General features: G+C 68.8%; 22 protein-coding genes and 2 pseudogenes. 13 read left to right on the forward strand and 11 right to left on the reverse strand.

Annotated elements, in window-relative coordinates; genetic code table 11:
* Positions 1-1,305: 1,305 nt before the first annotated feature.
* Positions 1,306-1,842: an IS5 family transposase gene (locus ABZS51_RS16405; protein ID WP_355441107.1), complete on the reverse strand. Its 537-nt coding sequence runs from the start codon at positions 1,840-1,842 to the stop codon at positions 1,306-1,308.
* Between the two features lie 388 nt (positions 1,843-2,230).
* Here ABZS51_RS16405 and ABZS51_RS16410 point away from each other — a divergent pair, with 388 nt between their 5' ends.
* Genes ABZS51_RS16410 through ABZS51_RS16420 form a run of 3 tightly spaced genes read left to right on the forward strand, consistent with a single transcriptional unit; the run spans position 2,231 to position 3,745 of the window.
* Entirely contained in the window at positions 2,231-2,542 is a 312-nt protein-coding gene (locus ABZS51_RS16410; RefSeq protein ID WP_355441110.1) for a hypothetical protein, read from the forward strand.
* Entirely contained in the window at positions 2,518-2,934 is a 417-nt protein-coding gene (locus ABZS51_RS16415; RefSeq protein WP_355441113.1) for a PIN domain-containing protein, read from the forward strand. The genes ABZS51_RS16410 and ABZS51_RS16415 overlap by 25 nt, the downstream gene beginning before the upstream one ends.
* A 25-nt stretch (positions 2,935-2,959) precedes the next feature.
* Entirely contained in the window at positions 2,960-3,745 is a 786-nt protein-coding gene (locus ABZS51_RS16420) for a hypothetical protein (RefSeq protein WP_355441115.1), read from the forward strand.
* Here ABZS51_RS16420 and ABZS51_RS16425 read toward each other — a convergent pair.
* Entirely contained in the window at positions 3,734-5,125 is a 1,392-nt protein-coding gene (locus ABZS51_RS16425; RefSeq protein ID WP_355441117.1) for a cytochrome b N-terminal domain-containing protein, read from the reverse strand. The genes ABZS51_RS16420 and ABZS51_RS16425 overlap by 12 nt on opposite strands.
* A 156-nt stretch (positions 5,126-5,281) precedes the next feature.
* On the opposite strand from ABZS51_RS16425, the gene ABZS51_RS16430 reads away from it, so the two are divergent.
* Positions 5,282-6,214, forward strand: a complete 933-nt coding sequence (locus ABZS51_RS16430; protein ID WP_355441120.1) for a GNAT family N-acetyltransferase — start codon at positions 5,282-5,284, stop codon at positions 6,212-6,214.
* Between the two features lie 202 nt (positions 6,215-6,416).
* On the opposite strand, the gene ABZS51_RS16435 is transcribed toward ABZS51_RS16430, so the two are convergent.
* Positions 6,417-7,571 (reverse strand): methyltransferase, encoded by a 1,155-nt coding sequence (locus tag ABZS51_RS16435; protein WP_355441122.1) that lies wholly within the window; start codon positions 7,569-7,571, stop codon positions 6,417-6,419.
* Between the two features lie 177 nt (positions 7,572-7,748).
* On the opposite strand from ABZS51_RS16435, the pseudogene ABZS51_RS16440 reads away from it, so the two are divergent.
* Positions 7,749-7,952 (forward strand): annotated as a pseudogene (locus ABZS51_RS16440) (sigma factor); the annotation flags it as partial.
* Positions 7,953-8,003: 51 nt separating this feature from the next.
* On the opposite strand, the gene ABZS51_RS16445 reads toward ABZS51_RS16440, so the two are convergent.
* Positions 8,004-8,849: a phosphotransferase gene (locus ABZS51_RS16445; RefSeq protein WP_355441125.1), complete on the reverse strand. Its 846-nt coding sequence runs from the start codon at positions 8,847-8,849 to the stop codon at positions 8,004-8,006.
* 165 nt (positions 8,850-9,014) lie between these two features.
* Between ABZS51_RS16445 and ABZS51_RS16450 the strand changes: the two genes are divergently transcribed.
* Positions 9,015-9,608: a TetR/AcrR family transcriptional regulator gene (locus tag ABZS51_RS16450; RefSeq protein WP_355441128.1), complete on the forward strand. Its 594-nt coding sequence runs from the start codon at positions 9,015-9,017 to the stop codon at positions 9,606-9,608.
* Between the two features lie 30 nt (positions 9,609-9,638).
* On the opposite strand, the gene ABZS51_RS16455 is transcribed toward ABZS51_RS16450, so the two are convergent.
* On the reverse strand, positions 9,639-10,271 hold the full coding sequence (locus tag ABZS51_RS16455; protein ID WP_355441132.1) for a methyltransferase domain-containing protein: 633 nt from the start codon (positions 10,269-10,271) through the stop codon (positions 9,639-9,641).
* Positions 10,272-10,495: 224 nt separating this feature from the next.
* On the opposite strand from ABZS51_RS16455, the gene ABZS51_RS16460 reads away from it, so the two are divergent.
* The 4 genes from ABZS51_RS16460 (at position 10,496) to katG (ending at position 14,143) form a co-directional block, all read left to right on the forward strand.
* A complete protein-coding gene (locus ABZS51_RS16460) occupies positions 10,496-10,921 on the forward strand; it encodes a ribonuclease domain-containing protein (protein WP_355441134.1) in 426 nt (141 codons plus the stop codon).
* Entirely contained in the window at positions 10,918-11,283 is a 366-nt protein-coding gene (locus ABZS51_RS16465) for a barstar family protein (RefSeq protein WP_355441137.1), read from the forward strand. The genes ABZS51_RS16460 and ABZS51_RS16465 overlap by 4 nt, the downstream gene beginning before the upstream one ends.
* A 157-nt stretch (positions 11,284-11,440) precedes the next feature.
* Positions 11,441-11,878: a Fur family transcriptional regulator gene (locus ABZS51_RS16470; RefSeq protein WP_310707201.1), complete on the forward strand. Its 438-nt coding sequence runs from the start codon at positions 11,441-11,443 to the stop codon at positions 11,876-11,878.
* 33 nt (positions 11,879-11,911) lie between these two features.
* Complete coding sequence (katG, locus tag ABZS51_RS16475; RefSeq protein WP_355441140.1) at positions 11,912-14,143, forward strand: catalase/peroxidase HPI; 2,232 nt, start codon at positions 11,912-11,914, stop codon at positions 14,141-14,143.
* Between the two features lie 66 nt (positions 14,144-14,209).
* On the opposite strand, the gene ABZS51_RS16480 is transcribed toward katG, so the two are convergent.
* The gene (locus ABZS51_RS16480; RefSeq protein ID WP_355441144.1) at positions 14,210-15,166 is read right to left on the reverse strand and encodes a hypothetical protein; all 957 of its coding nucleotides are present in this window, start codon (positions 15,164-15,166) and stop codon (positions 14,210-14,212) included.
* Positions 15,167-15,362: 196 nt separating this feature from the next.
* Complete coding sequence (locus ABZS51_RS16485) at positions 15,363-16,544, reverse strand: FAD-dependent monooxygenase (protein WP_355441147.1); 1,182 nt, start codon at positions 16,542-16,544, stop codon at positions 15,363-15,365.
* 114 nt (positions 16,545-16,658) lie between these two features.
* Here ABZS51_RS16485 and ABZS51_RS16490 point away from each other — a divergent pair, with 114 nt between their 5' ends.
* Positions 16,659-17,372, forward strand: a complete 714-nt coding sequence (locus ABZS51_RS16490; protein ID WP_355441150.1) for a helix-turn-helix domain-containing protein — start codon at positions 16,659-16,661, stop codon at positions 17,370-17,372.
* Here ABZS51_RS16490 and ABZS51_RS16495 read toward each other — a convergent pair whose 3' ends face one another.
* A complete protein-coding gene (locus ABZS51_RS16495; RefSeq protein ID WP_355441153.1) occupies positions 17,373-17,867 on the reverse strand; it encodes a MarR family transcriptional regulator in 495 nt (164 codons plus the stop codon).
* A 68-nt stretch (positions 17,868-17,935) separates the two neighbouring features.
* Between ABZS51_RS16495 and ABZS51_RS16500 the strand changes: the two genes are divergently transcribed.
* Positions 17,936-18,550 carry a TIGR03086 family metal-binding protein gene (locus ABZS51_RS16500; RefSeq protein ID WP_355441156.1) on the forward strand — a complete coding sequence of 205 codons (615 nt, stop codon included), beginning with the start codon at positions 17,936-17,938 and terminating at the stop codon, positions 18,548-18,550.
* Between the two features lie 5 nt (positions 18,551-18,555).
* Here the strand turns inward: ABZS51_RS16500 and ABZS51_RS16505 are convergent, their stop codons facing one another.
* Both ABZS51_RS16505 and ABZS51_RS16510 read right to left on the reverse strand, forming a co-directional pair.
* The gene (locus ABZS51_RS16505) at positions 18,556-19,134 is read right to left on the reverse strand and encodes a hypothetical protein (RefSeq protein WP_355441159.1); all 579 of its coding nucleotides are present in this window, start codon (positions 19,132-19,134) and stop codon (positions 18,556-18,558) included.
* Positions 19,125-19,682 (reverse strand): hypothetical protein, encoded by a 558-nt coding sequence (locus tag ABZS51_RS16510; protein WP_355441162.1) that lies wholly within the window; start codon positions 19,680-19,682, stop codon positions 19,125-19,127. Before ABZS51_RS16510 ends, ABZS51_RS16505 begins: the two co-directional genes overlap by 10 nt.
* A 28-nt stretch (positions 19,683-19,710) precedes the next feature.
* On the opposite strand from ABZS51_RS16510, the gene ABZS51_RS16515 reads away from it, so the two are divergent.
* A complete protein-coding gene (locus ABZS51_RS16515) occupies positions 19,711-21,126 on the forward strand; it encodes a hypothetical protein (protein ID WP_355441165.1) in 1,416 nt (471 codons plus the stop codon).
* Between the two features lie 55 nt (positions 21,127-21,181).
* On the opposite strand, the pseudogene ABZS51_RS16520 reads toward ABZS51_RS16515, so the two are convergent.
* Positions 21,182-21,358, reverse strand: a pseudogene (locus ABZS51_RS16520) (transcriptional regulator); the annotation flags it as partial.
* Positions 21,359-21,367 lie beyond the last annotated feature (9 nt).

Consider the following 21,367-nt stretch of genomic DNA (forward strand, 5'->3'; position numbering starts at 1 on the left):
CGTCGGGCGGTCGCTGGCCGCGCTGCGGCTCTCCGGCCGGTCGCAGCCAGCACCGCCCACGCGCCCAACACCGCGCCAAGCGACCTGGAAGCAGTCGAAGCCCATCACGGCGTATGGCAGCCCGACCGATGCGCAGGTCACAATCGATAATCAATTGATCACGCCTCTGACGTGCATCTGCTGCCTGCCCGTTCGGCAGTGCGTGGTCGTGGTGGTCGCAGCGTGATGGTGCTTGAGCGACGAGCCGGGAAGAGAGTGCCAGGATCCGTAAGTGGGCGAAGCTCACGGCCTGGCGGTTAGTGAGCGTGGCCGCCATCGCGGCCATCGTGGTCGACAAGTACGAGGCCGCGCGCTAGGTCATCGAGTAAGCCATTGGCCGAAAACCGCAGGCATCCTTGTTTTCTGGACGCTGCATGTGCGCGCAGCTTGAGTAGCCCGCATTGCGGCGCTATTGTCACTCCGCTCCCCAACTGTCATGAGGTGTGACGATGTACCCAGCTCCCATTGACCCCAAGCAGGTGTTAGCCAATGCCGTTGCGTATGAGGTCTCTCGTGGGTGGCGAGTCGAGTCATATTCTGACTACATCGCCGTATTGGCTAGCGGGGGAGGAACGCGGCAGATCAACCATGTACTTCATCTTCTCCTCACGCTGGTCACATGTGGATGTTGGGCGGTGGTATGGCTGTTGCTAGCTATCACACAACCGAGCCCCGCACCTCCGATGAGGATGGTCCTTACGGTTGATCAATACGGAAATGTGCACAGAGCCTAATATCGCAAAACCCTCCGCCGGGCGAAGGAGGAGTTAAGGCTGGACGATCGCTCACTTCGCTACTCGCCGACGGTGGTTGGGGTGATCGACGCCGAGGCCCTCCTTCGTCGGACCCCGGCACCGAATCCTGCGCGCTGAGGTGACAGCACTGCTGACGGCAACGTCCCCACACGCCTGATCGCCGTCTCGGCGGTCGGTCCGTACTGGGCGGGATTAGCAGCCGCCCGCCGCACAAGGTTGGGTAGGCCTCTCGGTGCTATCCACCGTGTGACGCGACTGCTTCGTACGAATCCGTAGTCCTCGCTCCAACGCCTCAGCAGTGCGATCCAGCCGGGAACTACGACTGCACCCGAGTTGGTCCGCGTTACCAGGTTCTCGCGCTCGAGAAACTCGTTCACCCGGTAGGTCGACCCGGTGGATACGTCAGCGACGTCGATCAGCCCACGTATCGTCCATGTTCTTTCGTGGTCCAACAGCGCACGATGCACCTTGCTGGTCAGACCGCCTCGCGAGCGGCCCAACTTGGCCGCCTTCAGCCGGAACCGGTGCCGGCGTCGTAACCGTCGCCGTTCGTTCCCCTCGTCGTCATCCCCGCCGTCCCCGCCGTCCCCGCCGTCCCCGTCGTCGTTGGTCTCTTCATCGCCGGGATCGCCGTCGCGGGCGTTTTGCCCCTTTGGCGAAGCCCCCTTTCCTGCTCGACGGCTTCTTCCAGCGCTGCGCTCAGCTCACCGTCCAAGACCATCCCGGCAGCATGGTGGTGGGCGCGGGCGGTGGTGGAGTCGACACTGACCAGGTCGAGGTCGGCCTGTCCCCGGGCTGCAGCCTCGGCGATCATGGCCTGCATCAGCTGCTCGAACACGCCGTTCAGTGCCCAGGTGCGGAACCGGTCGTAGGCGGTGGACCAGGGCCCGTACTCGACCGGCAGGTCCCGCCACGGGCTGCCGGTACGAAACCGCCACATCACCGCATTGAACAGCCGTCGAAGATCCGGGATCGGGCCTCGCTCACCCAGCGGTAAGTGGGGCTCGATCAAGGACCATTCTTCGTCGGTCAGGTCTCCGCGCGCCATGTTCGATGGCCTACCAGGACCGCTGGCCGTATTGCAGGAATTCCCTCTGATCTCAACTCCGTACAGGCCCTAGCACAGTCATTCCGGCTCGCAGAACTTCAGGCTCGTTCTGAGGCTGTGACCTGGCCTCCATGGTGCTCCCCAGTCCCTCGGTGTTCAGGAAAAATCCTGACTCCGTTGCAGGCGGAGAGATGGGATTTCCTGAACAACCAGCCGGAGGCGCTTGCGGCGTGGCGTCTCCGAAGCCCGGACGGCTACTGCGGGATGGGCGGCACCAACGTCAAGCTGGGTGACCCGTCCGAGCGGTTCTGTGCGACCGGGCTGACGATTGCAGAGGAGTAGGCTCAACATCAGGATGGATTGCTACTTCGAGTAGTAAACTAGGCGTATGAGCATGCCTGAGCGGGACTTCGGGCCGGGGGATGGTCCGGCGGCCAAGGTAAGCGTCTCACTGCGCTCGGGGAACATCCGGGCGGTCAGGGAGCGTGTTGGAGCGCGCGGATTCTCCGCGTACGTGGATGCGGCCGTGGAACGTCAGATTGAGCGTGATCTGCTGGAGGAAGCACTGCAGGCGAACGAGGCAGCCTCGGGGCCGATCCCGCAGGCGTTTCGCGATGAGGCGGCTGAGCTGTTCCGCAGTGTGAAGTCCGCACCCGAGCTTCTGGAGGAGGACGGGTGGCGCGCGCACGAAGCAAGCTGAGTGCGGGCACCGTCGTCCTGGACTGTGAGGGGCTCGTCAAGTGGTGTGAGGCCGACCGGCGGGTGACCGCGATCGTACGGGAGGCGCAGGACAACGACTTTCGGGTCGTCGTCAGTGCGATGACGCCGATCGAGGCTCAAGACGTACGTGTGAAAACTGAACGCCTCAAGTGGTACCTGTCACGGCTGAGGGTCGAGCCGGTGACCGAGGAGATCTGTTCGCGTGCGATCGAGTTGCTGCGCGGCAGTCGCCTTCACGGCCATAAGTACGCCATCGACGCTGTCGTGGCCGCTACGGCGCTTCGTGCGATGAAGCCGGTTCTCATCCTCACCTCCGACGAAGACGACATGAGCAGGCTCTGCGGGAAAGCCGTCAAGATTGTCGGGCTTTGAAGGCGCTTCATTACGAGAGAAGGGCATGCGCAACATAGGCGGCGCGGCAGAGGACGCGCGGCGTTGGCTGGCAGAAGTAGGCGTCACCCAGGTCCGGGAAGGCGTATGGGCGAGCGACGAAACATCGGTGGAAGAACCGCTCACGGCCAACGACGTGGCCCACACGTGGACAAGCGTGGTGCTGGAGGACCCTGACCTCGACGCGACCGGCCGGCTACGACTCGCCCTCGGCCTCCTGGACCTTCTCGACGACTACTGGGTGACGTGCGAGATTCGCTTCGCCGTAGTCGCTGCGCAAGATCTGAGAGCTGAGCTCCTGTGGGACGCCTACCGTCGGCGACTGGAGGCTTCGGAGTCGCCCGAGCCGGTCACCTATTCGCTGTGGGTCGACTGGTTCGAGGACCGCGGCACAGTGGAGGTCGCCTTCGCCGAAGTGCTGGGCAACGACATCGAGGAGTTGCGGACCGAGGATCGGCTGCACGCGTTGACTCAAGATCCACTGTTTCGGCGTGCTCAACGAGTTCTGGAGATTTCCGGTCCCGTGCCCTGGCCGCTCAAACACCCCGTCTACCAGGCAGTCGTGGAAGTACCGGCCCTCCATCCCGCCCTGTTCCAGGGCCTGCTCAGCAGCTACCACGACTTCCATGGCGACCTTGAGCCCCACGCAGCCCATGCTCTCTTGCAGCGACTGGACCTCCCCCCGGGCATCGAGGGGCTCGCCCAGTTACGCGCGGTCCTTCAGGCAGGGCACCGCAACCACTACCGCGCCCCAGACGCCTGGCGGGCAACCGCCCCATCGTCATCTCCCTGAGGTGATCGCCGGCTCTCGCCGCTCCTGCCGCGCCGGCACCAGCCGTTCGTGGAATCCGCCGTCCGGGGACCGCGTGATGATCCCCGTCTCCACTCCGTGCTCGGCCACGTCGTGATCTGTCTCCTGAAGCGCGAAGCAGATCCACCGGGTGACGACGAAGGCGATGACGGGGCCGATGACCACGGCGTACCTGAAGAGGATCGTCACAGCGTCGACCGTGAGGTCGAACTGGTGGGCGATCTGGTCGTTGGCCGCCGCTGCCCACAGCAGGCCGTAGAACGTGATGCCCGCGACGGCGACGGCCGTCTTCACCGGTGTCTCATGTGGCCGGTCGAGCACGTCATGCGCGGACGTCTCGCGAGCTGTACGGCCCCTGGTCCTGGGGCGGCCCAGCGTGTCGCGGCGGCCGCGTCGGGAGGCGAGGAAGCGCTCGGCCGTCGGGTAGGCCGCCAGGGCGGTGAAGAAGATGCCGGGTATCACCAGGGTGGGGACGAGGACCGCGAGGCTGAGTGTGTGGTCCCCGATGGTGAGTTCCCACCCGGGCATGATGCGGAGGGCGCCGTCGAGGAACCCCATGTACCAGTCCGGCACCGAGCCCGCCGATATCTGTGTGGGCCTGGCAGGGCCGTACAGCCAGACAGGGGCGATCTGGAACCCGAACCCGAGGATGATCAGCATGCCCGTCGTCGCGACCGCCATCGTCGGGCGTGCGCTCCGCCGCGCGGGGAGCGAGGCGGCGAACCGGGAGTGGCCGTGCCGCCGCACCAGCCGTTCCCGGGCGATCAGCAGCGCGGCCATGACGATCGGGATCAGCAGGTGCCCGGCATACATGACCGGGATGACCCTGTCGCCGGGAAAGTCCGGGCCGAACAGCAGCGACAGCACCCAGGTCCCCACCACGGGGATGGACTGCACCACTGACACGATCAGCCAGAGGCTCCCACCCGACAGCATGTCGTCAGGCAGAGCGTTGCCGGTCTCGCCCGCGGCCATGCCGAGCGCCAGCAGCGTCACCCAGATCAGCCACTGCCCGGTGCGCGGACGGCGGAAGGCGCCGGTGAGGAACATGCGCAGCAGCTGCAACACGACGGCCGCCACGAACACGAGCGCCGCCCAGTGGTGGACCTGGCGGATGAGCAGGCCGCCGCGCACCTCCAGGCTCAAGTGCATGGTGGAGTCGAAGGCCTTGCTGACGAAGAGCCCGCGCAGCGGGCCGTACGAACCGTCATAGGTCACCTGGGACATGCCGGGGTCGTAGAACACCATCAGCACAGCCCCGGTCACCGCCAGAACGACGAACGACCAGACGGCGATCTCCGCGAACATGAAAGACCAGTGGGAGAACTGGAACGAGCGGCGTCTGGCCGGCAACGAACGCATGATGGCCCCCTAACCTTGCCTACTCATATGACGGAATCGGGCCGGCTTCTGTGACAGCGATGAGGCGTCGGTGCCGGTGATTCACGTCACGAGGACCAGCAGTTGGCATCGGACATTCAGCCTTGAGTGTGACAAAAGGTTCGGTAACCTCTGCAGGTGATCTCCTATCGTGCGATCGTCCCCGCGGAGCTCGACCGGGTGACCGAGTGGGTCGTGACCGAGCCCGTCGGCTGGATCGCCGCCGACCGTTACCTCGCAGAACTGGCCGAGAACATGTACCGGCCGGAGTGGACGTGGATCGCCGAGGTCGGTGACCGGGTCGTCGGACGGGCGCTGTGGTGGGGGCCGAGGGACAGCGCGTACCCGGTCGCGCTCGACTGCCTCGACGTGGATCCCGCGGTGGGTGAGCGCACCGAGGTCGCCGCCGAACTGATCAGGGCCGCGATGGCAGCGTTCCCGCGGCCGGTGCAGTACGCGATCAAGGCGGCCGGCGGCTGGCGTGACGATCCGGCCACCTCGGCGGCCGTGGGATGGCGGCGGGCGGCAGCACACGCGGCCGGCCTCACCCTGGAGGTGGAGCGGCTGCAGTTCGAGTGGGCCCCGGCCGACGGAGTGGCCCCGGCGGCCGGGGCGCTGCGGTTCGCCGAGGCGTCCGACGAGGAGTTCCTGGCGGTGTTCACGAGAATCGCCGAGGGCAGTCTGGACTTCCAGACCCGGACGAGCGTGGCGGCCAACGGCGTGGACGCGGCCGCGCGCGAGGAGATGGACTTCTATCTCGGAGCGCCGGGCAAGCGGGAGTGGTGGCGGATCGCCTGTACGCACGAGGGCGAGGTGGCGGGCATGGCGATCCCCTCGGCGACGCCGTACAGCGTGAACGTGGGGTATCTCGGGGTGGTCCCGGAGTTCCGGGGGCGCGGATACGTGGACGAGATTCTCGCCGAGATCACCCGCATGCACGCGGCCAACGGAGAGTCGCGCATCACCGCCACCACCGACGTGGGCAACGCGCCGATGGCGGCCGCGTTCCTGCGCGCCGGATACCGGAACACGGAGATCCGGATCAACCTCTCCAACGACTTCCAGTCCTGAGGACTTGATGCCGGGAGCGGAGCGCCGCCACCAGCAGTACAGGAACCCGAGCGGCTGCTGCGGTCTGGGCGGCACCGGTCTTGCGGCTCAGCCGAATCGACTGTCTCTGCCCACTTCAGGGGGTTCCGGCACGGCCCGCACGCGACGGTGCGGCGTCAGGGCAGCAACCTCGGGAGGAGTCGTCGAGCCGATCCGTCGACAGTCAGCGCTTGACGGCGCGCAGGACGACGAACTTGGGCTCGCTCGCGGCGACCTCGCAGTTGCCGAACAGCCGGCGCAGCTTCACGTGATAGCCGAGGTGCCGGTTGGCGACCACCCAGAGTTCGCCGCCGCGCCGTAGTGCCGTGCGTGACCCGTTGAACATGCGCCAAGCCGTCGCGTCGGTCCTCGCGCGGTGCGTGTGGAACGGCGGGTTGGTCAGGACCAGATCCACCGTGCCCGCCGGCACACCGGACATGCCGTCGGCCGCCAGGAACGTCGCGCCGCCGTCCACATCCGCGTTCGCCCGGAACGTCGCCTCCGCCGAAGCCAGCGCCTGGTAGGACTCGTCGATGAACGTCACCTTGGCTCCGCTGCCGGCCAGTGACGCGGCGAGTCCGATCACCCCGTTGCCGCAGCCGAGGTCCACGACATGCTCATGGCCCCCGAGCGGTGGCAGGTTCTGCAGGAAGAACCGGGTGCCGATGTCGAGGCGGTCGGCGCAGAAGGTGCCCGCGTGGTTGGTGACGGTGAGCCCTGAGACCGTTCCGATGCCGGTGGGCAGCGCGTAGCTGCGCGGCCACGGGCTGGCGCCACGGGGCAGCCGGGGGTCGGGTGAGCAGAAGATGAGGCGCGCCTTCTTCGCCGCCAGCGACGTCCTGGTCGGCCCGAGAATACGTTCGAACAGCTGGAGCGTCGAGGTGTGGATCTCGGTGACCATTCCCGCGCCGACGACGACGGTGCCCGCGTGCACGTGCGGCGCGAGACGGTGCAGCTGATCCTCAAGGAGCGAGAGCCCCTTGGGCACCCGGATCAGCAGCACATCGATCAGGGGCGGCGGCTCGTCCATGGTCGTACAGAGCCGTACCGCGTCAGGGGGGACCTCGTTGCGAACCAGGTTCGCCCGGGTCGCCTGCTGAGTGAGGTAGGAGTCGGTGATCTGCACGGGACGATGATCGGCGAGTGCGGTGACCAACGCGCCCCAGCGGTCCCCCAGCACGACCACGGTGCCCGACAGGTCGGTGGGTCCGCCGTCGGTTCCCTCGAGATGCCGCAGCAGGTATTCGTCGGCGGCGTCCCACGCGCGTAGCTGATCACGGGGGTCCTCGGGGAAACGGGTGAGACGGAACTCGCCATTCGACGTGCTCAAATGGTTCATCGTGCCTCAGGCTAGCGAGTCACGCGTCCGCTACGCCAACGACGACGCTCCACTCGGGTCCGTACGACCGCCCGTTGATTTGTAAGTCTTCGGTCGGTTCTCACCAAGTACGGGTGTAGATCGACGAAGAGAGCAAGGCCGGTGCGTCTCATACGGGGAAAGCTCGCCACCGACCCCGTGGCGTTCGAAGCCTTCTACCGGCGGCACATCGACGCTGTCACGCGTTTCCTGGCACGCCGGGTCGACGACCCGCACACGGTCGCCGACCTGGCGGCCGACGTGTTCCTCGCGGTGTTCGACTCGGCGCACACGTACCGCCCGGGCAAGGGCAGCGAGGTCGCCTGGCTGTACGGCGTCGCGCGCAACACGCTGTCGGCCGAGCGGCGGCGGGCGCTGCGGGAGTCCCAGCTCACACGTCGCCTGCGCATCCGATCAGCCTGCGTGTTGCTCCAGCCAGGCGACGATGTGCCGTACGTAGCTCTCGGTGTGCGCCAGCGGCCTGCCGGCGAGTTCGAGGACCGCCACCAGGTGGTCGACGCCGAAGGTCCTGTCCCAGACCCGGGCACGGTGGTAGGTCCGGCCGTCGACGGCTTGACGGAGGTTGTCCCAGCCGTGCCACGCCATGAAGGCGGCGTCGATCGCGGGATCGAACAGGTGGGCCCGATCCCAGTCCAGGACGCCGATCAGCTTGCCGTTCTCGCTCCAATGGACGTTGGACCCGACCAGATCGCCGTGGACGAGGGAGTCGGGGACGGGTTCGAGGGCCAGCGCCTCCTCCAGGCGTCTCCGGCCCTCGCCGCGCCACTTCGCCGGGAGAAGGGGGATGACCTCCTCGGCCAGGATCGACGCCCAGTTGTCGCTGCCGTGGTGCTCGCGTGGTGCGGGCAGGACGGCGCGCAGCTCCGGGGTGACGGGCAACTCCCGCACGGCCCGCAGCAGCTCGCCGATCCTGCCCGGGTCGCCCTCGCCCTCCCGCAGCCCGGCGCCGTCGATCCACGACACGGCGACAGCCGCTCGATCCCCGAACATCCTCACCGGCGTCAGCGGCTCGGGGACGGCGAACGGCAGCCCGGCGGCGGCGATCAAACGCAGCACCTGCGTACAACGCGGCAGGGCCTCGGTCCCCGCGGGGCGCCGGCTGACGCGCACGGCCGCGACACCGGGAAGCAGGACGACGTCGTGAATGCCACCCCTGGCCAGCCGCGCCGCGTCGAGGGGAGCTCCCGGGAGGAGCGCGTCAGCTATCTCCAGCAGCTCGTCGGGTACGTGTCCACGCATACATCGGCTACTTTCTGCGGTTCGGACTCGGTGCCGCATCCTGACACCTGCGGCCATCACTCGGCCGTCGTGCCGGCGATGCGAGTTCAGGACCGATCATAGAAACGCCACCAGCGACATTTTTCCTATCGTAGACATGATCTCTAGCATTGCTATGATGCTTCCATGTCCGCCATCACCGAACGCCGCGAACGTGAACGCGCCCAACGCCATCAGCTGATCATCACGGCCGCCCGCGAACTGGCCGAGGCCGAAGGGTGGGAGGCGGTGACAACGCGAAGGCTGGCCGAGCGCGTCGAGTACAGCCAGCCCGTGCTCTACAGCCATTTCGACGGGAAGGACGCCATCCTGCGCGCCGTCGCCATCGAAGGCTTCGGTGAACTCGCGGCGCGCCTGCGCGGTGTCCGGCTGGCCGCCCCCGAGCCGGCTCAGGCGCTGCACGCCGTCTGCCGCGCCTACCTGGAGTTCGCGACCGAGCAGCCCGCCCTCTACCAGGCCATGTTCGTCCTGCCGACCGATGTGAAGTTCGCGCACGCCGAGACGCCGCCCCCGCTGCGCGCCGCTTTCGACGAGTTCGTGAGCTGCTTCCGCTCGGACAACCCGCGCCGCGAGCTGTTCGCCGAAGTCACCTGGAGCGCGTTGCACGGCATGGCCGCCCTGTCGGACAGCGGCCGCATCCCCCCGAACTTCCAGACGGAGCGGCTCGACTTCCTCGTCACCCAGATCGCCCGCGCACCAGGTGGACCGGCCACGCTGTGAGGGGGGATGGGCCCGGACCGGCAGTTCGACTCAGGCCGCGGGTCTGCGGGCGGCGAAGCGCTCGATCATGCCGAGTTTGAACCGGTCGTGCCGTTCCACGGTCAACCCCATGGCGCGGACCAGGGGCAGCGGGCGGCGGCGGAAGTGCTCACCCTGCAACGGAACGCTCACCAGGTCGGCCGCCGCCTGCAGCACCCGGATCGGCCAGGAGGACGAGGCGACGTGGTCGGCCAGCAGCAGCAGGCCGCCCGGCCGCAGCACCCGGTGCATCTCGGCGAGCGCCCGCGACTCGTCGGGGATCGCGCACAGCGCGAACGTGCAGACGACCATGTCGAAGCACGCGTCGGGGAACGGCAGCGCCTGCGCGTCGGCCTGCCGGAACTCCGCCGGCACGCCGAGCGACCCGGCGCGGCGTCTGGCCGCCGCGAGCATCGCCTCGCTCCACTCCACGCCGGTCAGCCGTACACCGTCCGGGTAGTGCCCGAGGTTCAGGCCGGTGCCGATCGCGACCTCCAGCACCTCGCCGGAGGCCTGCCGGCAGAGCCACTCGCGGGTGTCGCCGAAGAAACGGCGCTCGGCGAACGCCATCTGCCGGTCGTAGGTCACGGCCTGGCGGTCCCAGTACGTCCGCAACCGGAGGTCCCGCTCATCGGTGTCGGCCATCGTGTCACCAGCCCTTCTCCCGGAGCCCCGAATCTACCCAGCGGGATGGGCACCTGCGCGGCGACAGCGCCGTTCGTGATCCGCACGCTGATCCGCACGCTGATCCGTGCGCTGATCCGCGCGAAGAGTTCACCGTACCTTTGGTGGTTCTTGCCGTTGTTCGACCCGGCACGGCGGGGATTCTGACGGTGTCGGTCCCCTCGCATTCCCCGCAAGGAGGCTTCGTGCGCACCCCGCAACCCTCCCGGCGTTCCTGGCCGGCACGGATCGCCGTCATCCTCGTCGCCATCACCTCCCTGACCGGCGTGGCCGGCGTCGCCCCCGCCGACGCGTCGGTCCACGACTCCTGCACCGTCTCCCGGTGCGCCGACGCGCGCTCGGCCGACGCGACGTGGGCGGGCAAGGGCTATCCGACCAGCGGCGGCTGGTACTCCTGGCCGGACGGGAAGTACAACTACACCGGCGGGCGCTTCTACAACCGGGAGGGCCGGCTCCCGAGCGGGGCCACCTACTACGAGTACGACGTGTACTCCCGGGCACGGGGTGCCGCGCGTGACGCGTACCGGATCGTCGTCAACCGCAGCACCGGCGTGACCTGGTTCTCGCCGAACCACTACACCGACTTCTACCGGCTCCAGGGGTTCCGATGAGATCCGTCGCAGGTCCGCTGCCGCCCTGGCTGACGGTGTCCACGAGCCCGGTGCCCGCGGTCGTCGACGGACGCGCGTGCCGGACCCGCGCCGCCTTCTTCGAGGAGGTGGCGCGGGTTCTGCGCCTGCCCGGCTACTTCGGCCGTAACTGGGACGCCCTCACCGACTGCCTGCGCGACACGGCCCGAGTCCTGATCGTGGAGCACGCCGAGGAGCTGCTCGGCGGCGAGCCGCCCGAACAGTTCGCCGTCCTGCTGGCCGTCCTGGGTGACGCCGCCGACGCCGGGCTGACCGTGACGCTGTGCACCGATCCCGACCGTGAAGCGCTGCTCCGGCAGCGGATCGCCGCCGCCCTGCCCTGAAGCGTCGCCTGAGGTTTGCCGAGTCTTTGCCCATGGCCACGACACGCCCTTCCGGCGAGCGGAACCCGTAGCCCACGGCGGTTCCACGTGCGCGGCGCCAGACTTGAAGTGTTCGTTACCTTGTATCATTCGTGTTTATGGCGGTATGTTGGGCGCCATGACCGCACCCAGGACACCGACCACCGCCGAGGAGCTGCGCGGTGCAGGCCTGCGGGTGACGGCCGCCCGAGTCGCGCTGCTCGACACCGTTCGGGACGGCGATCACCTCGACGTCGAGGCGATCGCCTCCGGGGTGCGCGATCGCGTAGGCCACATCTCCCTCCAAGCCGTGTACGAGGCCCTCAACGCGCTCACCGCGGCGGGACTCGTACGCCGCATCGAGCCGGCCGGCAGCCCTGCCCGGTTCGAGCGACGCGTCGGCGACAACCACCACCACGTGGTGTGCCGGTCGTGCGGCGCCGTCGGCGATGTCGACTGTGCGGTCGGCCACGCGCCCTGTCTGACCGCGTCCGACGACCACGGCTTCTCGATCGAGGAGGCCGAGGTCATCTACTGGGGCCTGTGCCCCCGCTGTTCCACTGCCAGCAGTTCCTGAGCACCCTGATCCGCGTAGCCCGGAAGGATTCCCATGTCCGAGAACCACGATGCAATCGTCACCGACCCGAAGGCGGAGGGCGGAGGCGGCTGCCCGGTCCCGCACGGGCGCGCCCTGCACCCCACCCAGGGCGGCGGCAACCGCCAGTGGTGGCCTGAGCGGCTCAACCTGAAGATCCTCGCCAAGAACCCGGCCGTGGCCAACCCCCTCGGCGACGACTTCGACTACGCCGAGGCGTTCAAGAGCCTCGACCTCCCGGCCGTGAAGCGGGACATCGCCGAGGTGCTGACCACCTCGCAGGACTGGTGGCCGGCCGACTTCGGCCACTACGGCCCGTTCATGGTCCGGATGGCGTGGCACAGCGCGGGCACGTACCGGATCAGCGACGGCCGCGGCGGAGCCGGGGCCGGCCAGCAGCGCTTCGCGCCCCTCAACAGCTGGCCCGACAACGGCAACCTCGACAAGGCTCGCCGCCTGCTGTGGCCGGTCAAGAAGAAGTACGGCCGGAACCTCTCGTGGGCCGACCTGCTGATCCTCGCCGGCAACGTCGCGCTGGAGTCGATGGGCTTCAAGACGTTCGGCTACGCCGGCGGTCGCGCGGACGTGTGGGAGCCCGACGAGGACGTCTACTGGGGTCCCGAGACCACCTGGCTCGGCGACGAGCGCTACAGCGGTGACCGGGAGCTCGAGAACCCGCTCGGCGCGGTGCAGATGGGCCTCATCTACGTCAACCCGGAGGGCCCGAACGGCAACCCGGACCCGCTGGCCGCGGCCCGCGACATCCGTGAGACGTTCCGCCGGATGGCGATGAACGACGAGGAGACGGTCGCCCTGATCGCGGGCGGTCACACCTTCGGCAAGACCCACGGCGCCGGCCCGGCGGACCACGTCGGCGCCGACCCGGAGGCCGCCTCGATCGAGGAGCAGGGCCTGGGCTGGAGGAACACCTTCGGCACCGGCAAGGGCGGCGACACGATCACCAGCGGTCTCGAGGGTATCTGGACGGACACCCCGATCACCTGGGACAACAGCTTCTTCGAGATCCTCTTCGGCTACGAGTGGGAGCTGTTCAAGAGCCCCGCCGGCGCCAACCAGTGGAGGCCCAAGAACGGCGCCGGGGCCGGCACCGTTCCCGACGCCCACGACCCGTCGAAGACCCACGCCCCGACGATGCTGACCACCGACCTCTCGCTCCGCGTCGACCCGATCTACGAGCAGATCTCGCGGCGCTTCCTGGAGAACCCCGACGAGTTCGCGGACGCGTTCGCGCGGGCGTGGTTCAAGCTGACCCACCGCGACATGGGGCCGGTCGCGCGCTACCTCGGCCCGGAGGTCCCGGCCGAGACGCTGCTGTGGCAGGACCCGCTCCCCGCGGTGACGCACCAGCTCATCGACGCCCAGGACGTCGCCTACCTCAAGGGTCAGGTCCTCGCCTCGGGCCTGACGGTGTCCCAGCTGGTGTCCACCGCGTGGGCGTCGGCCTCGTCCTTCCGCGGTAGCGACAAGCGCGGCGGCGCCAACGGCGCCCGCATCCGCCTCCAGCCGCAGAGCGCGTGGGAGGTCAACGACCCCGACCGGCTGGCGACGGTGCTGCGCACCCTGGAAGGGATCAAGGACGCCTTCGACGCCGCGCAGACCGGCGGCAAGAAGGTCTCGCTCGCCGACCTGATCGTGCTGGCCGGTGCCGCGGGCGTCGAGCAGGCCGCCAAGGACGCCGGCTTCGACGTCCAGGTGCCGTTCACGCCGGGCCGCGTGGACGCCTCGCAGGAGCAGACCGACGTGGAGTCGTTCGCCGCCCTGGAGCCGACCGCCGACGGGTTCCGCAACTACCTCGGCAAGGGCAACCGGCTGCCGGCCGAGTACCTGCTGCTCGACCGGGCGAACCTGCTGACCCTGAGCGCCCCCGAGATGACCGTCCTCCTCGGCGGCCTCCGCGTCCTGGGCGCGAACTACCAGCAGTCGTCGCTCGGCGTCCTCACCACGACCCCCGGCGCTCTGACGAACGACTTCTTCGTCAACCTGCTCGACCTGGGCACGACGTGGAAGGCGACCTCCGAGGACCAGAACACGTTCGAGGGTCGCGACACCGCCACGGGCGAGGTCAAGTGGACCGGCAGCCGCGCCGACCTGGTCTTCGGGTCGAACTCCGAGCTGCGCGCGCTCGCCGAGGTCTACGCGAGCGACGACGCGAAGGAGAAGTTCGTGAACGACTTCGTCGCGGCGTGGGACAAGGTCATGAACCTGGACCGGTTCGACCTGGTCTGACTCGTCTGACCAATGTCCAGGCCGGCCCCGTACGGGACCGGCCTGGACCTTGTGCATGAGCGGGGGTCAGCGACCACTGCCCGCCACGAGACCGGAGTACGAGGCGACCACCTCGACCTGGTCCGGCTCGGCCTTCTTCGGAGGGATGCGGGCCGCCACCTGGAACAGGTCGGTGACCTCCATGTACGTGTAGTACTTGCCGCGCAGGAAGCCGCTGTCCTTCTGGAGGACGTAGTTGCGCTGCGGGCTCGGCCGTACGTCGTAGCGGATGGTGCGCTCGATCGTGGTGAAGGTCAGTGCCCCGCCGTCGGCGGTCCGCAGCGTGTACGACGGGTAGCGGGTGGCCGGGCGGGCCTTCGTGGTGATGCTCGCGTACGGGTTCATCCGCACGCGGGTCTTCGCGGCACTGGTGGTGAGGTTGTCGGCGGCGAAGAGGCTCTTGTCGGCGGCAGTGCCCTTGCCGGCCAGGTGGGAGGCGTACTTCTTCGCGAAATCGGCCGGTGACATCATCAGGCCGGTGCCGTCAGCCGGGCCGACCTCCTTGGCCAGCCCCGCGGCGTCGACGGAGATCTCGGGCAACTCCTTGGCGGTGGTGCCGTCGAAGGCGTCCGGGGCGTACACCTGCCGCCAGCCGTCCCCCTGCCGGGCGAAGAGCAGGTACGTCGGCTCCTTCGCGGTCGTCGGCTTGCGCTGCCAGTGCACCGTGGCCAGGAACCAGGGCTTCTGCCCGGCGGCCGGCGCCTGGAAGACGGGCTTCGTGTAGCCGAACGGCTTGTACGTGATGGTCTTGTGCAGGATGCGGCTGGAGGCGTAGCTCGCCTTGTCGATGGTGTAGCTGGAGCCGCCTTCGTACCCCGCCAGGAGCTTGGCGCTGCGGGCCTTGTTGGCGGCGTTGTTGCGCTTCACGTAGTCGGCGAGGACCGAGGCGGCCTCCTGGTCCGAGATGGCGCGAGCGGGCGTCGGGGCACTGCTCGCACGCGGTGCGCCCGGGGTGCCGGCCGGGGGATTCGCCTTTCCACCCATGCCCGGGAGGGCGGAGCATGCTGTGAGCAGACACCCTGCCATGACGCCACTGATCGTCCAGCCGTACCTTCGCACTTTCCGTACCTCTAACCACTACGGGACCAAAGGGCCTCAAGGTAGCAGGAGTGATGCCGGGCGCCACAACAGCTCGGGCGGACGCGGCCTGACCAGCCTGAGGAGGACCGCCCGGCCCGGGTCAGGCGGTCGCCGGCGCGGGATCGCGGCGCGGGGTGAGCAGGTTGCGGAGCCGGCCGGCGGTGGCGGCGGCGGGCCAGAGGCGGGTCGCCAGGTTCCGGGCCGCGATTCCGGTACGGGTCGAAGGGACCATCAGGGAGGCGGCCATCGCGACGTTGTTCTGCTTGGGGTCCACCAGGGTGCGGTGCCGGGCCTCGTAGCGGGCGAAGGCTGAGCGGGGGTCGGCGGGGCTGGCGGCCAGCTCCTCGGCGAGCGTGTACGCGCCGGCCATGGCCAGGGTGGAGCCGTCGCCGAACAGCGACACCGACGAGGCGGCGTCCCCGAGCAGCGCGACGCGGCCCTTGCTCCAGCGGTCGAGCCGTACCTGGCTGACGGCGTCGAGCCACAGGTCGTCGGCGGCGCGCACGCCGTCCAGGAGTTCGGGCACGCGCCAGCCGTCGCCGGCGTAGGTGTCGGTCACGATCCGCTTGTGCTGCTCGATGTCGCGGTGGTCGAAGCCCTGCACCGCCGGGCTGCGGAAGATGAAGGCGGCCAGGGCGCGACCGCGCACAGGGTGGACGGAGGCCATCCGGCCGGGGGCGTTGTGCAGGACGACGTCTTTCCCATGATCGGCCGGGCCGTTCAGCTGCATCGTGGCGACGTACAGTCCCATGTGGCGGACGAAGTCCTCCTCGGGGCCGAAGGCGATCCGGCGGGTGGTCGAATGCAGCCCGTCGGCGCCGATGACCAGATCGAACCGGCGCGGCGCGGCCTTCTCGAAGGTGACTTCCACCCCGCCGCCGTCCTGGCTCAGCGACGTGATGGTGTCGTCGAACAGGAACTCGGCGGAGTCCCGGCCGGCCTCGTACAGGATCCTGGCCAGGTCGGTGCGCGTCACCTCCACCTCCCGGCTGCCTGTCGCCCGTTGCAGGGCGCGCATGTTGACGCGGCCGACCTGACGGCCGGAGCCGTTGACGAAGCTCATTGCCGTCACGTCCGTGGCGGCCTCGCGCAGCCGCTCCATCACCCCCATCCGCTCGGCCACCTCCACGGCCGGGCCCCGGACGTCCACGGGGTTGCCGCTGGTGCGCAGGCCCGCCGCCCGCTCGACGACGGTGGTACGGAATCCACGCTCGGCCAGCCAGTAGGCCAGCGTGGGGCCGCCGACTCCGGCTCCGGAGATCAGCACTGAGGGGGTGGTCATGTCGCGCTCCTGTCGATCCGTCGATGTTCCTTCACCGTATGACTAAAAGCGAAAATTAGTCAAGAGATTGACGCGGATGTGACCAGAACTCTTATCTGGTCATATGATGGCGTCATGAGTGCCAGTGCCGAACGACTGCGGGACCCGCAGCAGCGGACCGAACGGGCCACCCGGATCCTCGACGCGGCCGCGGACCTGCTGGCCCGCCACGGCTACCGGCGGGTCACCATCGACGACGTCGCCGCCGAGGCCGGCATCGGCAAGGGCACGGTCTATCTGCACTGGAAGACCCGCGAGCAACTGTTCGGCGCGGTCTTCGGGCGTGAGGTGCTGTACGCGATGGACGAGCTCCGGCAGGCGCTGGGGCACGATCCGCAGGTGTGCCTGCTGCACCGCTTCGCGCGCACGTACTTCGTGGCCATCGCGAACCGGCCGCTGCTGCGCGGGTTCCTTCTCGGCGACCCCGACCTGCTCGGCAAGCTGGCGGACTCGCGTGACGCCGCCCGCGACGACCGGCACGCCGCCATGGCCCGCGGCTACTTCAAGCTGCTGTCGGAGCACGGCCTGCTCCGCGCCGACATGGGCGCCGACGAGGTGGGCTACGCCTACCAGGCGACGTTCGAGGGCTTCCTGCGGGCGGAGGCGAGTGCCCCGGCTGAGGGCCTGGAGCGGCGGGCGGACCTGCTGGCGCGTACCGTCCGGCAGGCGTTCGAGAGCGAGCCGGCCACCCCGGACGGCGCCCTGCGGGACCTCGCCGCCGTCGTCGTCGCCCTGCTCACCGGCCTCATCGACGCCGACCGCGCCGAGTCCGGCATCCCCCAGTCCTGACTACCGGGATGTCCGGGGGCGGCGGGCGCCGTTCCCGACGATCTCCTCGCGGGGCAGTGCGGACAGCGTCTGGAGCGCGCGTAGGAAGGCGTCCCGGTCCTCGGCGGGCAGGCGCGCCAGGAGCCGGTCCTCCTGCTGCTGGATGCCCGCCTGGGCGGCGTCCCGTACGCGCCGGCCTTCGGCGGTGAGCGACAGCAGGTGAGTGCGCCGGTCGGCCGGGTCGGCCCGCCGCTCGATGAGCCCGCGCTCCTGCAGGCCGTCGAGCACGCCGATGATGCGGGTCTTGTCCGCCCCGATGGCCTGGGCCAGCGCGCTCTGACTCCGTACCGGCTGCCTGTCCAGCGCGAGCAGGACCACGTACGCCCACATGGACAGGCCGTGCGCCCGCAGGACCGGCAGCTCGGCCGCGACCAGGGCGCGGCTCAGGGGCGCCATCATCGCCGCGAGGTCGGGACGTCCGGCCGCCGTCTGCTCAGGGGCCCTGCTCTCCGCCATGCCCCAACGATATGCCGTCGTTTAATATATGCATGGACTTATAGTAGGCACATGCTTATGATTGCGCCATGACGACTTCCGATGTCACCGGTATCACTGCCCTGAACAGGCGCGCGGTCGAGATCAGCGTCGAGGTGGTGTCCCGGGTGACCGTGGCCGACCTCGACCGGCCCACGCCCTGCGCCGAGTGGACGCTGGGCGACCTGCTCGCCCACATGACGGCCCAGCACCGCGGCTTCGCGGCCGCGGCCCGAGGTCACGGTGCGGACCTCGCGGTGTGGGAGGTCCGCCCCCTCCCCGCCGGCGGCGACCCGGCGGCCGAGTACGCCGAGGCCGCGCGCGACGTCCTCGCCGCGTTCGCCGAGGAGGGCGTGCTGGAGCGGGAGTTCGCCCTTCCCGAGTTCGGCCCCGGCGCGGCGTTCCCCGGCGCGTCGGCCATCGGCTTTCATCTCATCGACTACGTCGTGCACGGTTGGGACGTGGCCCGATCGCTGGGCCGGCCGTACGAGCTGGAGGCGGAGCTGGCCGAGCCGGCGCTGCGCGTCGCCCGCGCGGTCCCCGACGGGGCCGACCGGCTGGCGCCGGGGGCGGCGTTCCGGCCGGGCCTGCCGGTGAAGGACGACGCCGAACCCCTGGACCGGATCCTCGCCATCCTCGGCCGCTCACCGTCCTGGCCCGCCTGACGGCTTCAACCCGTGGCGCGTTCCTCCGTCGGGAACAGCCACGGCAGTCCGGCCGCGCGGTAGAGCACCACGATCAGGGTCACGACGGCGACGAACCAGGCGATGGGCGTGACAAAGCCCAGGTCGGCGTGGCCGAAGCCGGACAGGATGCCGAGGATTCCCAGGCTGACCACGGCCCAGCGGAGCACGTCGAGGCGGGCGGCGGTGGAGATCTCTCCCTGGGGCCGGATGCGCCGGATGATCGCGTCGACGGTCAGCCAGACGGCGATCAAGGCGCCGGCCGTGTCGACGAGTCCGATCACCTGGGAGAGGGAGAAGGACGCCGGCTCGTCGCTCGGGTGGGGCACTCCGGATGCGAACACGGCGACGAGCGAGACGGAGACCATGGCCACGGCGAAGGACCTGGCCCGGTCGAAGGGGTCGCCGGCGGAACGCAGCAGCCGGGTCAGCCCCGACGCGCACAGTCCCCATCCGACGGGGTCGAGCAGCAGGTCGAACCCGTTGAAACGCAAGGCCCCGAAGGCGAAGACGAAGCCCGTGGCGATCTTCGTGACGGGGAGCGACGAGCCGGCTGTCAACTCCATTCCGGGCTCATCGCCTCATTGCAGACCTTGACTGCGACGGCTCGCTGCCAGGCGACCGGGACCTGCCCCTCGGGGCCTGTCAGCTGCCATGAGCCCCATGTCACCTCCGCCGAGCCTGATCCGACCCAGGTCGTGTAGGTGAAGCGAACCGGTTGCGGTTCGTGCGGCACCGCGGCGCAGTCGGTGATGACCACGCGCCTCCGCACGGTCTGGAAGCCGCCGATCGCCATGGTGACCTCCTCGTCGGCGGGCAGCAGGCGAAGGCCCGGCATTTCCGCGGTCAGGCCGGTGAGGGTGAAAGAGGTCAGTCCCTCGTTCTCGATGTCGATATCCAGAGTGCTGGACAGGACGCCATTCTCGTCCACGTCGGCGTGGACGAAGAATCCCGGGAGGCTCCAGCTGATGTGCGGTGTTATCGCTCCCGACCACGACATGGCTGCCGCGAGAAGTGCCAGCGACAGACAGCCGGACACCACCATCTGTAATCGCTTGCGCTGGATATGCGACGTGGTGATGCCAAATTGCCGCCATATGTCATCCGGGCTCACGATATAGGACCATATATGGTGTCACCTCGTGACGATGCCTCAGCTGATCTCTTGGGTGGTCGCCGTGCTGACCGTGCTGGTGGCGGCCGTGCCGGTAACCCAGGACCGGCTGACCAGGTTCGCCGCACTGGCCGGACTTTCCGTCACCACGCACAACGCCCGCGGGGTCATCGACCATTTCGCCGCTCTGCGTCGACAGCGGCTGATCGCCCTGGTCATCGCCGCTCCGCTGACCTGCTTCACCAATGACCTGTTCTATGTGGTCCTGGGCTGGTGTGCCATTTCGGTCTTCCACGGTGTACGACAGCCGGCCCGGGCGTTCCATGCCGATGAAGAGGTGCGAATCCATCGGGCGGCATGGCTCCTCTCTTTGGGTGGCGCCGTGGTGGCGGGTGGTTATCTGCTGATGGATCGGGGCGTCACCCCAGCACTTCTGGCCCATGCCGTCGTCATGCTTGTCGTGATTTGGGCCGTCCGGAAAGCGAATGCGGGGCCGGATTCCGAAAGAGCGGAGGAGGCGGTTTCGGCCGAGTCCGCCATCGGCCGTTGGTCGGCACGGAACCTCTACCTGGCGGGAACGGCGATCGTGCTGTCCGGCGCCTTGCTCACCCCCGGCCAATCACCACGGCGCGCACTGCCCGAGTACACGATGCCCAGCACCTTTCCCGAGCAGACGGTCGATTTCGCGACCGTGGAGAAATACAAGCGGCCCACCTGTCCGTGGAACGACCTGATGGACGTCCCCTGCCGGTCGTGGCAGGTGAACGGACAGTCGTTTCCGCAGGCCGCGCCGTACATCGTCAGAAATGGCAGAGCACCCGAGCAGGCCCCGTTCGTGCGCAGCGCCGACAAGAAGGCCGTCGTCTATCTCGGCAGGCACGATCGCCGCATGGTGTACCAGGACGCCCGGGGCGTCCACCCCCTCACCGGCCCTCTGGCGGACACCGCCGTGCCCACGCCGACCTTCATCCGCCAGAGCAGGTACGTGGCCCTGGCCAGGGACGGCGCGCAGATCATCGACACCCGGACCTGGACCACCCTGCCGGTCGCCGGGGCCGAGAAGGTTCATGACATCAACGAGAGCGGGATCGTGGTCACGACGGCATCGCGGGTTCTCGTCCTCGACCGCCGGGGGAAGACGCGGATGAGCCTCCCCCTCAGGAAACTCCCGGCCTCTTCCGTCGAGGACACGTACCACCTCCGGCCGGACGGACGGCGGTTCGTGGTCATCCGAGGCCGCGAGGAGCGCGTCGAGACCTTCGACCCAGAGACCGGCGAACGCATGTCGAGCGTCACTCCCGAGTTCCCCGGCGACGACTTCCTCGGCGTCGGCTGGTCGAAGCAGGGCCCCTTCCTGATCCGCGACTCCCTGAACGGGCGTGTCTACTATCTCGACCTGGCGACGGGCAAGCTCTGGAGGAAACGCGACAAGGCCCTCGGTTAGGGGCGTGCGGGGGGGTGGACGGGGTGCGGGTGGTGGTGGCGGTCAGGTGGCGGAGCTTGGCCTCCGACTCCGAGCCCGCCTCGGCGGCGAACATGTCCATGCCCTGCAGTTCAGGGTCGCCGGGCAGGGCGACGAGCTCGGCCGACAGCCGCAGCTCGCCCACGATCGGATGGTCCAGGACGTAGTCGCGGTGCGTCGCGACGGCCACGTGGTGCTCGTTCCACAGGGCGCGGAACGCCTG

It is taken from the genome of Nonomuraea sp. NPDC005501 (assembly GCF_040605905.1).
Taxonomy (GTDB): Bacteria; Actinomycetota; Actinomycetes; order Streptosporangiales; family Streptosporangiaceae; genus Nonomuraea.

Coding starts and splice junctions, on each gene's coding strand:
- ABZS51_RS16405 (WP_355441107.1), bottom strand. CDS start 1,842: ATGGCGCGCGGAGACCTGACCGACGAAGAATGGTCCTTGATCGAGCCC.
- ABZS51_RS16410 (WP_355441110.1), top strand. CDS start 2,231: ATGAGCATGCCTGAGCGGGACTTCGGGCCGGGGGATGGTCCGGCGGCC.
- ABZS51_RS16420 (WP_355441115.1), top strand. CDS start 2,960: ATGCGCAACATAGGCGGCGCGGCAGAGGACGCGCGGCGTTGGCTGGCA.
- ABZS51_RS16425 (WP_355441117.1), bottom strand. CDS start 5,125: ATGCGTTCGTTGCCGGCCAGACGCCGCTCGTTCCAGTTCTCCCACTGG.
- ABZS51_RS16435 (WP_355441122.1), bottom strand. CDS start 7,571: ATGAACCATTTGAGCACGTCGAATGGCGAGTTCCGTCTCACCCGTTTC.
- ABZS51_RS16445 (WP_355441125.1), bottom strand. CDS start 8,849: ATGCGTGGACACGTACCCGACGAGCTGCTGGAGATAGCTGACGCGCTC.
- ABZS51_RS16450 (WP_355441128.1), top strand. CDS start 9,015: ATGTCCGCCATCACCGAACGCCGCGAACGTGAACGCGCCCAACGCCAT.
- ABZS51_RS16455 (WP_355441132.1), bottom strand. CDS start 10,271: ATGGCCGACACCGATGAGCGGGACCTCCGGTTGCGGACGTACTGGGAC.
- ABZS51_RS16465 (WP_355441137.1), top strand. CDS start 10,918: ATGAGATCCGTCGCAGGTCCGCTGCCGCCCTGGCTGACGGTGTCCACG.
- ABZS51_RS16470 (WP_310707201.1), top strand. CDS start 11,441: ATGACCGCACCCAGGACACCGACCACCGCCGAGGAGCTGCGCGGTGCA.
- katG (WP_355441140.1), top strand. CDS start 11,912: ATGTCCGAGAACCACGATGCAATCGTCACCGACCCGAAGGCGGAGGGC.
- ABZS51_RS16480 (WP_355441144.1), bottom strand. CDS start 15,166: ATGGGTGGAAAGGCGAATCCCCCGGCCGGCACCCCGGGCGCACCGCGT.
- ABZS51_RS16485 (WP_355441147.1), bottom strand. CDS start 16,544: ATGACCACCCCCTCAGTGCTGATCTCCGGAGCCGGAGTCGGCGGCCCC.
- ABZS51_RS16490 (WP_355441150.1), top strand. CDS start 16,659: ATGAGTGCCAGTGCCGAACGACTGCGGGACCCGCAGCAGCGGACCGAA.
- ABZS51_RS16495 (WP_355441153.1), bottom strand. CDS start 17,867: ATGGCGGAGAGCAGGGCCCCTGAGCAGACGGCGGCCGGACGTCCCGAC.
- ABZS51_RS16500 (WP_355441156.1), top strand. CDS start 17,936: ATGACGACTTCCGATGTCACCGGTATCACTGCCCTGAACAGGCGCGCG.
- ABZS51_RS16505 (WP_355441159.1), bottom strand. CDS start 19,134: ATGGAGTTGACAGCCGGCTCGTCGCTCCCCGTCACGAAGATCGCCACG.